At 66.4% G+C, this 13,961-nt stretch carries 8 protein-coding genes; 5 read left to right on the top strand and 3 right to left on the bottom strand.

What is annotated here, in order from left to right; all coding sequences use genetic code 11:
- Positions 1-28: 28 nt before the first annotated feature.
- A complete protein-coding gene (miaB, locus tag AB0M01_RS08440) occupies positions 29-1,552 on the bottom strand; it encodes a tRNA (N6-isopentenyl adenosine(37)-C2)-methylthiotransferase MiaB (protein WP_363666932.1) in 1,524 nt (507 codons plus the stop codon).
- A gap of 139 nt (positions 1,553-1,691) precedes the next feature.
- On the opposite strand from miaB, the gene miaA reads away from it, so the two are divergent.
- The 3 genes from miaA to AB0M01_RS08425 all read left to right on the top strand — a co-directional run bounded on the left by miaA (position 1,692) and on the right by AB0M01_RS08425 (position 4,524).
- Positions 1,692-2,630 carry a tRNA (adenosine(37)-N6)-dimethylallyltransferase MiaA gene (gene miaA / locus AB0M01_RS08435; RefSeq protein WP_363666930.1) on the top strand — a complete coding sequence of 313 codons (939 nt, stop codon included), beginning with the start codon at positions 1,692-1,694 and terminating at the stop codon, positions 2,628-2,630.
- Positions 2,631-3,221: 591 nt separating this feature from the next.
- Positions 3,222-3,650, top strand: coding sequence for a gamma-glutamylcyclotransferase family protein (locus tag AB0M01_RS08430; RefSeq protein ID WP_363666928.1), 429 nt, complete (start codon positions 3,222-3,224; stop codon positions 3,648-3,650).
- 19 nt (positions 3,651-3,669) lie between these two features.
- Positions 3,670-4,524, top strand: a complete 855-nt coding sequence (locus AB0M01_RS08425) for a cupin-like domain-containing protein (protein ID WP_363666926.1) — start codon at positions 3,670-3,672, stop codon at positions 4,522-4,524.
- Between the two features lie 221 nt (positions 4,525-4,745).
- Here the strand turns inward: AB0M01_RS08425 and AB0M01_RS08420 are convergent, their stop codons facing one another.
- On the bottom strand, positions 4,746-5,264 hold the full coding sequence (locus tag AB0M01_RS08420; protein WP_363666924.1) for an RICIN domain-containing protein: 519 nt from the start codon (positions 5,262-5,264) through the stop codon (positions 4,746-4,748).
- A 206-nt stretch (positions 5,265-5,470) separates the two neighbouring features.
- Here AB0M01_RS08420 and AB0M01_RS08415 point away from each other — a divergent pair, with 206 nt between their 5' ends.
- Positions 5,471-12,199, top strand: a complete 6,729-nt coding sequence (locus AB0M01_RS08415; protein ID WP_363666922.1) for an RHS repeat-associated core domain-containing protein — start codon at positions 5,471-5,473, stop codon at positions 12,197-12,199.
- 90 nt (positions 12,200-12,289) lie between these two features.
- Complete coding sequence (locus AB0M01_RS08410; protein ID WP_363666920.1) at positions 12,290-13,141, top strand: hypothetical protein; 852 nt, start codon at positions 12,290-12,292, stop codon at positions 13,139-13,141.
- A 63-nt stretch (positions 13,142-13,204) separates the two neighbouring features.
- On the opposite strand, the gene AB0M01_RS08405 is transcribed toward AB0M01_RS08410, so the two are convergent.
- Positions 13,205-13,843, bottom strand: coding sequence for an RICIN domain-containing protein (locus tag AB0M01_RS08405; RefSeq protein ID WP_363666918.1), 639 nt, complete (start codon positions 13,841-13,843; stop codon positions 13,205-13,207).
- Positions 13,844-13,961: the final 118 nt, after the last annotated feature.

Here is a 13,961-nt window from a genome sequence, read left to right as displayed (position 1 = left end):
CCTTCTCCTGTCGTTCATCTGGTCAACGTCAACAACTTGGTGATCTGTCGGGAGCGGCGGGTGCGCCCACCCGCGGCAGGCCCAAGGAGACGGCGGGACGCGCTGGCGCGGTCCTGAACAGGCGTCCCTCCCACGCGTCGCCGGCGCGGGTCCGCCGATGCCTCAGGACCTGGTCGTCCGCGATCAGATGATGTGGCCCGGCCCCGGTGACCTGAACCGTGACGACATCACCGGGACGGATGGGTCCGTGCGGCTCCGGTGCCAGGCCATCGGGTCTGCTCATCGTGCGGAAGTGAACGAGCCGGTTGTCCTCGGCACGGCCTGACATCCGCCCGGTCGACTCGTCCTTGCGGCCCTCACCGGCGGCGACGAGAAGGTCGACGATCTGGCCGACCTGGCATTCGTTCCCGCGCAGGGACATCTCGTCCTGTACGGCGACGAGTCGCTGATAGCGCTCCTGGACCACCTCTGCCGGGATCTGGTCGCCCAGATCGGCAGCCGGCGTGCCTGGCCGTCGGGAGTACTGGAAGGTGTAGGCGCCGGCGAATCCGACCTGACGGACGACGTCCAGCGTGTCCTCGAAGTCCTGCTCGGTCTCACCGGGGAAGCCGACGATGATGTCGGTGGTGATCGCTGCCCGGGGGATCGCGGCGCGCACCTGGTCGATGATCGACAGGTAGCGCTCCTGCCGGTACGACCGCCGCATCAGGCGCAGGATCCGGTCGGACCCCGACTGCAGCGGCATGTGCAGGCTCGGCATCACGTTGGCGGTCGCGGCCATCGCCTCGACGACGTCTCCGGTGAAGGCCGCGGGGTGTGGACTGGTGAACCTCACCCGCTCGAGACCTTCGATCTCGCCGCAGGCCCGGAGCAGCTTGCCGAAGGCCAGCCGGTCGCCGAAGTCCACGCCGTAGGAGTTGACGTTCTGTCCCAGCAGCGTGATCTCCAGGACCCCCTCGCCAACCAGGGCGGCGATCTCGCGCAGGATCTCGCCCGGTCGGCGATCGGTCTCCTTCCCGCGCAGCGCGGGCACGATGCAGAACGTGCAGGTGTTGTTGCAGCCGACGGAGATCGCCACCCACGCCGCGTACGCCGAGTCGCGGCGGGTCGGCAGGCTGGAGGGAAACGTCTCGAGCGACTCGAGGATCTCGACCTGGGCGGCATCGGTGAACCGCGCGCGATCCAGCAGCGACGGCAGGGCCGCGAGATTGTGGGTGCCGAAGACGACATCCACCCACGGCGCCCGGTCGACGATGGCTGCGCGGTCCTTCTGAGCCAGACATCCGCCGACCGCGATCTGCAGGCCGGGGTGAGCCCGCTTCAACGGGGCAAGGTTCGCCAGACTTCCGTACAGCTTGTTGTCGGCGTTCTCGCGCACCGCGCAGGTGTTGAAGACTACCAGGTCCGGGACCGCGCCGGCGGCGACCGGTGTGTACCCGCGGACATCGAGCATTCCGGCGATGCGCTCCGAGTCGTGGACGTTCATCTGGCAGCCGAACGTGCGGACCTCGTAGGTACGGCCGAGTACCGATCCAGCCGAGTCATCCGGCATCTGAGGCCCCAATCGTGAGTCGTCTCCCGGCTTCCCCACGGTTCATCACCAGCCGCACAGGAGGCCAGATCCGCATTGCGGCCGGATCGGTGGCTTTCCGGCTCGCGTGTGCGGTTCGGTGCGGCCACAGGCTGGGACCATGCATTCCACACCAGTGATCGCGGTCGTCGGTACCACCGCGTCAGGAAAGTCCGATCTGGCGGTGAGCCTGGCGGAGGCTCTCGGCGGCGAGGTCGTCAACGCGGACTCGATGCAGTTCTACAAAGGACTGAACATCGGGGCGGCGAAGCTCACGGCGGCGGAGATGCGGGGCATCCCTCATCACCTCCTCGACGTCCTCGACCTCGACCGGCCCGCGGACGTGGCCTGGTTTCAGCACACCGCGCGGGGGGTGGTCGACCGGGTGCGCGCCACGGGACGGGCCGTGATCCTCGTCGGAGGTTCCGGCTTGTACCTGCGATCGGTCCTCGACGAGCTGCGCTTCCCGCCGGCCTCGGCTTCGCTTCGCCAGGATCTGGACGCGGAGCTCGAGCGGATCGGATCAGCGGGTATGCATGCGCGACTCCTCGCGGCGGCCCCTGAGGTGGGAGCCAGGATTCCGGCAGGGAACGGACGCCGCGTCGTCCGGGCGCTGGAGATCCTCACGCTCACCGGCGAGCCGCCACCCACCGCGCTGCCCGAGCCCCGCTACGTCTACCCCGCGGTGCAGATCGGCCTGTCGGTACCGCGCGACGTCCTGCACCGGCAGATTGCCGCCCGGCTCTACCGGATGTGGAACAACGGCCTGGTCGACGAAGTCCGCGATCTCCTGTCCCGGGGCCTGCGCGACAACCCGGCCGCCCGGCAAGCACTCGGCTATGCCCAGATCATCCGTCACCTCGACGGCGAGTGCAGCGCGGAGCAGGCGTATCTCGAGACGCTCCGCAAGACCAAGCAGTTCGCCAAACGGCAGCAGACCTGGCTGCGCCGCGACCCGCGGATCACCTGGCTCGAGCACAGTCGCCCAGACCTCGTCGAAGCCGCGCTCGCCGTCGTCCAGCAGCACGAGACCAGTTCCCTGACCGGCCCGCACTCATAAGCCGCGGCCGACAACCACCAGCACAATTGAGGAGTATCCGATGCGTTCTGTCCGAAGAAGCTCCCGAGTCGTCTCGCTGTTCGCCCTGGCCATGGTCCTGCTGTCGCTGTGCCAGCTCCCGGGCTCTCTCGCGCGATCCGATCAGCCCTCCGGCCAAACGAGTCTGACGTACGCCGTCGGTCCGTTCGACGAATGCCACGACTTCGACCCATCTTGTGGCTGACGAGCAGCGTCGGTGACTGCCGCTCCACTGCGCGCCGGGCTGAGGCGCCAAGCGCGCAGTGAGCTGGTCTCAGAAGCCGCCCTTGTTACTGCACTTCCGGCAAACCGGGATCGGCGCACCGTCGCTGGTCTCACCGCTCGCGGTCGCTGCCGTGGTGACCGGCGCAATCGCAACAAGCGCTACGGCCGCGCCAGTCAGAGCGAAGGCCGTTCTTACCAACCGCTGGATCATTTTGGAGCCCCTTCTCGTAGTCACAGAACAGTCAGCACGCCTGCTGTGCCGTTCCGATCGGTCGTATGAGCTGTACGTTCCAGCCGGCCGGATCGGATGCCGGCCACGCAAATCCCAGCCACTCTTGGAGTTTCACCATGTCCGACAAGGCAGCCGACCGACGTACAGACGTCTTCTTCTACGGTCTTTACATGGATCCAGACATCCTGATCAACCTCGGTGTCGAACCGCGCCACCCGCGGACAGCAGCGATCCACGATCATGTCCTCCGGATCGGGAGGCAGGCGACGCTCGAGCCACGTCCTGATGCGCAGGCCTTCGGAATGCTCTACTCGCTGACACAGTCCGACATGGATCTGCTGTACGGACAGCCAGGACTCGAGGGCTACCGAGCCGAGCCGGTCCTGGCCCGCACTCTCCACGGTGACGCCGTCCCAGCCACCAGCTACGTCCTGTCGCAGCCACCAGATGAAGACGAGGAACCGAACCACGACTACGTCAAGGCCCTGCACACCACCCTGACCCGCATGGGACTCCCCCTGCCAACCGAGAGCTCGGGCAGCTGACGAGAGGAGGTGCAGATCAATGGGTTCACAGCCAGGCCAAGGCGATGTCATACGGCTGAACCGGCCGTCCCAGCAACAGTTCCTGAGAGCGGTCAGGACGGGGCACCCGCTCATCATCGAGGGATGCGCCGAAGAGTTGTCGCGCGGCAACACCTACAGCCTCGACTTCTTGCAGCGAGCGGCAGGAAGTCGGCGGATCGAGGTCGACCGGCGACCGTCCAGAAACGCCCCGCAGAATCCGCGATCGAGGCCGGACCTCCAGCGTGTCCCGTTCCAGGAGTTCCGTGACAGACTGGCTACCGAGGCCTTCGACGGGCCCCGGACCTATCTGCAGGACGACGTCAACAACATGCCCGGTCTGCGTGACTTCTACCGTGAGCCCGGCTATCTGCGCGATGTAACGGTAACCAGGACCAAGCTGTGGGTCAGTGGTCGAGGGCTGGTCACGCCACTCCACTACGATCCGGTGGAGGTTGTGCACTGGATGATGGAGGGCAGCAAGCGATGGGTGCTGGTTCGACCAGGGTTGCGGAACCTCTACCCGTACGGGCTACGCACCAAGGCGGCGATGTTCAGCAGGGTCGATCCGGACGCTCCCGACCGCGCCGCCTACCCGCGCTGGCGAAAGGTGCGTCCCATCGTGTTCGATCTTCAGGCCGGTGAGCTGCTGTACATCCCGGCCTTCTACTGGCACAGAGTCGAGTCGACGACAGACCACAACGTCTCGATGAACTACATCTGGCTGGCGTCACCATGGAAGATGGCGCGTTATCTGCGTGAGTTCGCACATGCGGTTCCGTTCGTGAGATGGCAGGCCAAACGGATCTCCGCGGCGCGGGCAACTGGACAAGCGGACAGGCCTGTGCGGTCATAGGCAGTCACCGAGCAGTCTGGGCACCGGGTGACCCGGCTACTGGGCCCCGGCGCGTAGGGGTGGCTCTCGTTGCTTTAAGCAGCTGTGCTGAACACGACCAGCGACCGCGGCGGGGTCGAGGACGGTTTCAGCGGCGGCATGCAGCACGGTGATACCACCAGAGTGGTCAGTGCGCAGTGGGGACCTGGAAGGTCACGGCCATCCAGGTCCCCGCAGTCATGTCAGCCGGCCGGCCACACCACGGTCTGGTAGAACTTCTGGGACGTCTGATCCACGTCGACCTGGAGCTCGATCGGAGCGCCGTTGGCGGTCGACGCACCGCGGACGCCGGCGATCAGCCCACTGCTGGTGCTGACCAGCTTCACCGTGCGCTTTCCGCCTGCCTGGGCCGGAACGAGGGCCCAGTTCTGCGTGGCGGAGGAGCTGTCGCACGCGGCCGTCGTCAGCGCGGTTCCTGCGGTTAGGATGCCACCCTCCACGTCAAGGCACTTGACGCCGGCGGCACTGGCCGACGACAGCCGGTACTTGGCGACACCTTGCTGGTCGGAGCCCACCTGGTCCACTGCCCACTCGGATCCGAAGAAACTTTGGGTCACGGGTGCGGTGGCGTTGAGATGCTTCGCGGAACCCAGCGGGTGGTGGGCCGGGCTGAACAGGTAGTGCACCGCCGGGGACGCGTTGGCGTGGCCGGTCGTCAAACTCAGGATGCTCGCGGTGGCGAGGATCGCGGCGCCGGACACTCGTCGACGAAGTCGCATTTCTGCCTCTCTGATCGCTGCCCGCCTGCATCCGCAGGAGGACACACTGTGACTGAACGATCAGTACTACGCGCGGGAATCCCCTGGTGGTTTACCGCCACCGAAAGTGCCCGATCCGATGTCCCGGTAGACGTCGTACTGCTCCGGGGACCTGATCCGGTCCATCGATCTTCCGGAAGGTTTGCCTGATGCCTTTACTGGGTGGTGCTGTGCGGCGGCCGCGAATGTGGTGGTTCGCTGGCCTCGGCCTGGCCCTCGCAGCGATGCTCCTGTCGCCGCAGCAGTCGGTAACAGCAGCGGTCGGTCCAGCGCGGACGGGGAGTACGTCGATCAGTGACGTGCTGCCCCAGCCTGACTACAACCCCGTTGCCGTTAGCAATCAAACCGCGACCGTGCCGGCGGGCGCGACACCCATCGGTGGCACCGCCGGCACGTTCGACGTCGGCGAGACCGGTGAGGCGCAGTACGAGGTTCCGTTGCAGGTGGTCCCCGGTCGCGGAGGGTTCCAGCCGAACCTGTCGCTGAGCTATCGCAGCGGTGGCGGGAACTCGCAGCTGGGCAAGGGATTCATCTTGTCGGGCTTGGCGCAGATCAGTCGCTGTGCGAAGTCGCTCCTGGACGACAATGTCGTGGTGGGTGTCCAGCTGGACAGCACGGATCGCTTCTGTCTCGGCGGGAAGAAGCTGATTGCGATCAGCGGTCCGTACGGCGCCAACGGAACCGAGTACCGGACCAAGCCCGACACGCACGTACGGGTTCGGTCGTACAAGAGCGACAGTGGCTCCGAGGGCCCGACAAACTTCACCGTCTGGCTTCCGGACGGGACCGTCCAGCAATACGGTCTGATCGGTGAGTCGACCGCGAGGGTCTACCTCGACGGATCCTCCGGCTACTACGTGAACACGGCCTGGAACCTGGCGAAGGCCACCGACCGGTCAGGCAACGTGATCACCTACAGCTACGGCGTGCAGTACCGGTCGGCAGCCGTGACGAGTGAGGTCGAGCGCTGGATCAGCCGGATCGCCTACGGCCACGGGGCGACCTTGGACCGCGAGGTCACGTTCGGGTACTCAACACGTCCGGACCGGCTGCTCGGCTTCGCCTTCGGCGAGCGCCGCGAGGGAACCAGGCGGCTGACCTCGATCACGATGAGCGCCGATCGCGGAGGTATCCCCGGCTGGCAGCAGGCACGGTCGTACATCCTCGAGTACACCAACACCGGCGCCACCAAGGCGAGCAAGCTGCTGCGCCTCAAGGAATGTGGGACCGTTGCCGCTGAGTGCAAGCGAGCAACGACCTTCTCCTGGTCCGACGGTACGGAGGGCTTCCAGCCCGCCGAGAACCAGACCTCGGCAGCCGGTGCTCCGATCGTGCCTCCTTCGGACGAGAGCCAGCTGATCGCGGCTGACTTCACCGGCGACGGTCGGACGGATCTGGCCTGGCCGGAGGGCAAGTACTCCACCGGCGAGGTCTACCGCTGGAAGCATGCCGACGCGACGATCCTCGGCAAGTACAGCATCGTGCACGACGGTGTGGAGCAGGGTGATGGCCGAAGCTCGAAGGCCTACGCGATCGACTACGACAACGACGGCAGGATGGATCTGCTGCCGCGCGAGTCCTACAATCCCTATCGCCCGATCCTGTCCCGGCCGAACGGTGTGCATCGTCGTGCCCTCACGTCCTTCTACGGAGGCTTGAACAGGTACAACACCTATCCGGAGTATCCCGGCGGTTTGCTGGGCGACTTCGACGGCGACGGCTATCAGGACGTGCTCGAGTACGTCGATCCGCCGGAGTCGCCGTTGCCCGACTACAGGTGGACGCTCCGCCGGCGGACCGGCGAGCTCAACCCGAAGATCGACAACACCGGGCCGGTCACCGACCCCGGGACGGCTCCCTACGACGACAAGGCCTTCACCGACCCTGTTCCGGTCAGCTGGCTGAACAACACCGCGCCGAGTGACCTTCTGATCGCCGATTTCGACGGCGACGGCCGCGACGAACTGTTGTGGAAGAAGAACCCGAGCGGGGATCTGACGCTGGCCGATCCAACGGTCGCCACGGCGGGGCTCTTCCGGGAAGCGAAGAATTTGAAGTCGTCCTTGCTGTCCACCGAGCACTTGTTGCTCGATGCCAACGGTGACGGTCTTCTCGACGTGCTGTACGCCGGCACCGGGCCGAGCGGTCTGAAGGTCCTGTACCAGCAGCTGAACACTGGCCATGGATTCACTCTCCCCGAGACCACGTTCCTGACCGTCCAGCCGGGAGCGCTGAAAGCCGCCGAGGTGCTCGACTACGACGACAACGGCAGCCAGGATGCGCTGGTGCCGCACTGGAGTGGTTCGGCCTACATGGGGATGGACCTGGTTCGAACCGCCGTGGCCTCGAACGATGTCCTGGCGTGGACACGCACCGAGGGCGTCGTCACCTTCGCTCCGAGGTCCGTCGAGGCTCTCCAGAAGGAGGGGGTTCGCGTCGTCGATGTCGACGGTGACGGCAAGGACGATCTGTTGATGGTCGACCGCCCGGCCGGGGGCGGACCTGCCGCGCTGCGGCTGTGGCGGCACACCGGCAGTGGCGGCGTGGGCAGTGCCTCCGTGATGCCCGCACCGGATCTTCTCCGAGGGTTCACCGAGGGCGACCCGGGTTCCCCGGGGACCAAGCCGAAGACTGTCGAGATCTCCTACTCCACCCTGGCCGACCCCACGGTCTACCAGCCGGGCGTGTGCACGCGGACGCCGTACCAGGTCTGTTCCTCAGGTGCCAAGTCGGTCGTCAAGCAGGTGCTCACCGACGCTGGCCTCAACGACAACCCGGCGGTGCGGAACACCGCGACGTACACCTACCGAACCGGTCGCGTCGACAAGCGGTCGCGAGCGTTCCTGGGTTTCGCGGAGATCGAGATTCTCACCAAGAGCGGACTCGTCACCCAGGGGCCGGAACTGCGTCGCACGTTCTACTCGAACAAGACGCCCCAGCTGGACCCACGCCCGGTCGAGGCCTGGACCGTGAACGCGCTGGCCGACGCCAAGTTCACGCTGCGGCGAACCACGCTGGGGTGGCAGGAACGACCTACGGTCGGTGGAAGCGCCTTCCCGTACGTCGGTGAGACCAAGGAGCGGACGTACGAGTACGCACTCGCGTCCTGCGTCCCGTGCCACGGCGCCTGGACGCCGTCGTACTTCGACGGTCTGGGCAAGGCCGCGCACGTCACGAACACCCGGACCGTCAGTGGAATGGACGAGTACGGCAATGCCAAGTACCTGGTCTCGGAGTCGACCGACGCCGCCGGGCTAGCGACCACCACGACCACGGAGGTGGTGTCTGCGGTCGACGCCGGCGAGTGGCTGATCAGCAGACCCGGCAAGGTGATAACGACCGACACGCGTCACGAGGGCATCGACGCATCACGCACCCGCGTCACCAGCTACGAGTACAAGCCGCAGACGCAGCTCGTCAGCAAGCGGACGGTGTCCGGCGCATCGATACCGGCCGGCAACACGCTGTCCGAGACCTTCGACCACGATGCCGAGGGCAACGTCATCCGGGTCAGGTCCACCGACGAGAAGACCGGCGAGGTGGTGCAGGCGACCGCGATCTACGACCCGTACGGCTATCCGCACGCCACGATGAACGAACTGGGCCACATCAACCGGACCGGCCACGACCAGGTCACCGGACTGCGCAAGACGACGGTGGACCTGAACGGTCTTCGTACCGACCTCACCTACGACTCACTCGGCAAGCTGGTGAAGTCGCGGCAGCCGTCCGGTGCCGAGACCACCACGAGCTACTCGGTGGAGACGGTCGGGGCGGAGTCCCTGCAGAAGGTACGGATCGCCGACGGTACCGGTGGTGTCTCGGAGCTGGTCGCGGACCGGCTCGGCCGGCCGGTCCTGGAGCGTTTCAAGGGCTTGGACGGCGTCATGCGGGAGACCGAGACCCGGTACGACGGCTACGGCCATCCGGTGTCCCGGACGATCCCGCGGTCCGCTGGTGCCGCGGTCGCGGAGAAGATCACCTCGACGTACGACGATCTCGGCCGGCTGACGTCGCAGAAGAATCCCGACGGGGGGATCCAGAGTTGGTCGTACGACAAGCTGAACGTCGCCTACAGCGATGCCGGCAAACACAAGAGGCAGATCTCCAACAACTCCCGCGGGGAGATGCTCAGGGTCACCGACGGCGTCGGCACCGCCGCGGAGACGAGCCGCAAGTACTCCTACGGACCGTTCGGAACCCTGACCCAGAGCTCCGTCGAAGGGGTCAGCGGATCGATGTCGTCCTTCACGTACGACGCGCTCGGGCACCAGTTGACCAGCAAGGACCCGGAGCAGGGCACGACGCTCAACACCGTCAACGCGTTCGGCGAGGTGGTCGACAGCACGGATGCCATCGGGCGGGTGACGAGCTTCAAACGCGACTCGATCCGCCGGGTCGTGGAGCGCACGGTCACCCAGAACGGTGCCGGCCGCAGCCACACCAGCTACTTCTACGACAGCTCGACCGGCAGCGCGCCACGTCAGGGCAAGTTGCTCCGTACGACGATGTACGACGGTGGGCACTACACGGCGATCAGCAACACCTACGACAACCTCAGCAGGCTGGCAACTGTCGACTACACGCTGCCGGCGGCGAACAGTCCGCAGGACGAGGATGTCGAGGAATCGTTCCGCGTCGGCTACAGCTACGACGCGAACAATCGCGTCACGAGCGTTCGATACCCGGCGCTGCCGGGGCAGGCCGTCGGGAACAAGGTCGCTTACGAGTACGGCGCGAACGGCCGGTTGCGAGCCGCCCGGTTGGCGGAGCCCGTCGTGGACGCGACGGCGTTGTGGACCGCGAAGGAAACCGACGGCCAGGATCGCGTCGTTCGGCAGGAGTCGGGAGACGGCGCGGTCGCCACCCGGGCGCTGGACTGGCAGGGCGCGGTGCGCAACATCGAGGTGAAGACGTCGATCCTCGATGCTGACCCGGAGCGCCAGCTGTTCTCCGAGGACTACACCTACGACGCCGTGGGTAACCTGATCGACCGCACGCGCGACGTTGCCGGCCAGCCGGTTCACGAGCTGTTCGGCTACGACGCGCTGGACCGGATCTCCTCGCAGGCGGTCAGTCACACCTCCGCGAGCGGTCCGCCGATCGTCCAGCAGACCGACACCTGGGCGTACGACAAACTGGGAAACACGACCACCAGCAAGCGGCGGGGCAGCTACACCTACGACTCCGCCAGGCCGACTCTCGTGAAGTCGGTGACGGGCGGGATCTTCGGCAATCGTTCGTACGGCTACGACGCTGTCGGTAACCAGACGACGCGCCCGGACGGGGCAGTCACCTACAACGACTTCAACCTGCCGTCGAAGATCGCGTCGGCCCAGGACGGCGACAGCACGTTCCTCTATTACCCCAACGGAGAGCGTGCGCGGAAGGTCACGTCGAAGCAGACAGTCACGTCCGTCCCCGGCCTGTACGAGCGGCGGGTCAGTGGCGCGCAGACAGAACATCGACTGCTCGTGCAGGCTGACGGCGCGACGGTGGCTGCGCTGGTCTACAGCCAGGCCGGTCCGGCGGGCGTGACAAGGAAGCAGCCCCTGTACCTTCATGCTGATCGTCAAGGGTCGGTCAGCGTGGTGACCGCCGACGACGATGCGCCCGGGTTCAAGGCGACGGTCAAGGAGCACCGCAGCTACGACGCCTTCGGCAAACCACGGAACGCCGACTGGCGGCTGGGGGACGCCGGCTACACCGAGGGGATCGAGCCCGCCGTCGTGGACCAGGGCTACACCGGCCACGAGGACGACCGAGACACCGAACTGGTGAACATGGGCGGACGGATCTACGACCCGACGCTCGCCAGGTTCCTCACCGCGGACCCCAATGTCGACGGCGCGAACCCCACCCAGGCCTGGAACGGCTATGCCTATGTGGCGAACAACCCGCTGCGCTACACCGACCCCAGCGGGTTCGCCTCGTGCCTGGCCCACTGCACCCTGCCCGATCACGTCTGGTCGGCAATGATGTCGTCCCAGATGTTCTGGAACGCCGGCACCTGGGGGATCTCCCCGCTGAATCCGGACTCCCCGGAGGGTGGCAAGCGGTTCGAACGCGAGATGGAGCGGTACTACCAGAAGCAGTATGACCGCGATTTCGGTTCCGACTCCTACAAGGAGGCGGAGCCGACGACAGAAGGTGCGGATACTCCCGAGGACACACTGCGCTGTGTCGACGGTCTGAACGGTCCACAGTGCACCGGCGTGGGTGTCGCTCCCGAGAAGACCATCGTTCCGGATCCACCGAATGACTGGGGACACAGCTGGTGCGGGCCGGGTCTGCCGTGTGGACTTGACGATCAGACGAACGCGGAGGCGTGGGCGCACGAGCTGGACGACGGCATGGACGCGCTTCTCGTCCAGATCGGACTGAATGTCCTGGACGCCTTGTCGTTCGGTCGAGCCACCGCCGTGGAGGTGGCCGAAGAAGCAACCGAGACCGGTCTTGTCCTGCTCTACAGCGGGGGCAAGAAGATTCCTCCGAGTGCGCTCGCCGGTGCCGCAAAAGCAGCCTCGAAGGCAGCGACGACGCCGTACAACGGCCGGCTGACGGAGAACCCCCGGGGCGGGTTCGGGGTGCCTGACGGAACCACCGTCTCCAGCGACGCGGCCCACCGCATCGCGACCAAGGGACTCGGGTACAACGAAGCCAAAGCGCCCTTCGACTCGCACGGTGCCCTGACGTACCGCGGTGGGAACGGGCCGTACTGGATCTCGCCGGACAACACCGGACATCTTGGTGGTGTGTTCAAGGGCTTCGACCGAGCAGGCCAGCGGATCGGCACCTACACGGTGGAGTACGGGGCAACCGGTGGTGCGAACGGCGCCGGCCGAGCGGTGACCGGTCTGAGCAGAATCGGCGACTGAGAGAATCCGCGGGTGGACCACGCGATCAGTTGCTGGCTGCTCCAGGCCAGTGGTGGGCGGTCTGAGACCGTCGCCGGGCTCGTCGAGTCTTTGCTCGACGAGCTCGGCATCGTGGAACTCGAGATCCGGGCGCCGTTCCTGTTCGAGGACAGTCCGGAGCGCACCTGGATGCGGGACGGTGTCCGGGTGTCCGTGCCGGCCGCGCTGCAGCTGTTGCGGCAGGCAATGAATGCGGCGACCGCGGGTACGCGGGCGGCCGGTTGGCTGCTGCAGACAGCTGACGGCTTGGTCTTCCGTCCGACCTGGGACAGCGCGGTCAAGCTGCTTGCCCCACCGCAGCTTGTCGACGTCCCCGCCCTCGCACGGAGGTTTCGGGTCACCTGCCAGGAGGCCGAGTGGGGCCGGGCCGACAATCTTGCTCCGGTACCTTACGAGCCCTTCGGCCCGACGTTTCTGAGCGAGTTGCTGCATCGCTGTGACAGTGACGCCGGCGCGCTGCTGACGGAGAAGTGGGCGAACGGGCCCGGTGGCCGCCGCGGTCAGATCCTCCAGCGGGACACCGACATCGACTCGTTGGTCCGGGAACTCCGACCGCGAAGCGTACTGCTGCTGATCGATCGACCTGACCTGCGGCGGATTCCGGCGTTGACCCAACTGCACCTCGACGAACTGGCCGGTGTTCCGGCGGAGGCCGAGGTGCTCTGGCCCGCGCTGGCCCTGCTGCCCGATACCCAGTCGAGCTGGTACGAGCTTCAGGACGCGCAGTACTGGGCGGACTCGAGAGGTCGTGATCCCGGCGCGGTCTCGGGGCACGTGCCGAGCCTCTTCATGCCTGCCAACCGGTGGTACTCGGCGCCTCGGCCCTCGAGATGTGCGGTCCCTGATGCTGACGGCGCGGTCCGATGCGTCTACCGCGATGGTCCCGACTCCGCGCTCGGCTGACCTCGCTGGACAACGCAGAACGCCGCGGCATGGGGCCGCGGCGTTCAGGTCGTGCGTTCGGAGCTACTGCAGGTTGACGAAGGTGCTGCCGAAGATCTGGATGTGCTTGCGCTTCTCGGCGTTCGAGAGGCCGATGTTGACGGTGGACGGCTCGAGAACGGCCTGGCCGCTGTTGCTGCCGTTGTTGTTGTTCGTCAGCATCAGCTTGGTGGTTCCGGGCAGCAGGTTCTGGAACGTCGACTGGTTGCCGGTGAACAGGTCCACCTTCCACCGCTGGCTGAGCGTGCCGTCGCACGGCGCCAGAACCACCTTGGCGCCGTTCGCCTGGTCGGGGTTCTGCTGGGCGCTCGCCTCGACGTCGGCGCACTTGCCGGTCGCCTTGTTCACGAGGGAGACCCCGGTGGAGTTCGGAACGACCTTGACCTGTCCCCAGGCGAGCTGCGAAGGCGTGTTCGGGACCCCACAGGTCGCGCAGGCGGCAGTTCCGGTGAAGCGTGGGACGAACTTCAGCGCCGAGTTGTTCTGCGACGAGCTGGTCGACAGCTGCAGGGCGGCCTGCTGGCCACTGATGGAGGTGCTGTCGATGGTCCGGAAGAAAGTCGCCGCGGAGGCGGTCTGAACCAGCTGGCCGGCGAGCAGTGCGCCCGACGAAACGGCGAGCAAGGCGACGGCCGCGGGCCGCCGGAAACGAGTGGAGCGCATCGGAATGATCCCTTCAGGAACTGTTGACTTGTTCACCAGGGGATACGGGCGCAGGGCCCGCGATGGTTCGGGACGACCTGTCGGCGCGTCGCCGGAGAACCAGGTCCGGCGACACCGG

Source organism: Kribbella sp. NPDC051770 (genome assembly GCF_040681455.1).
In the GTDB taxonomy this organism is placed as follows: Bacteria; Actinomycetota; Actinomycetes; order Propionibacteriales; family Kribbellaceae; genus Kribbella.
This window is presented reverse-complemented; position numbering and strand designations above follow the sequence as displayed.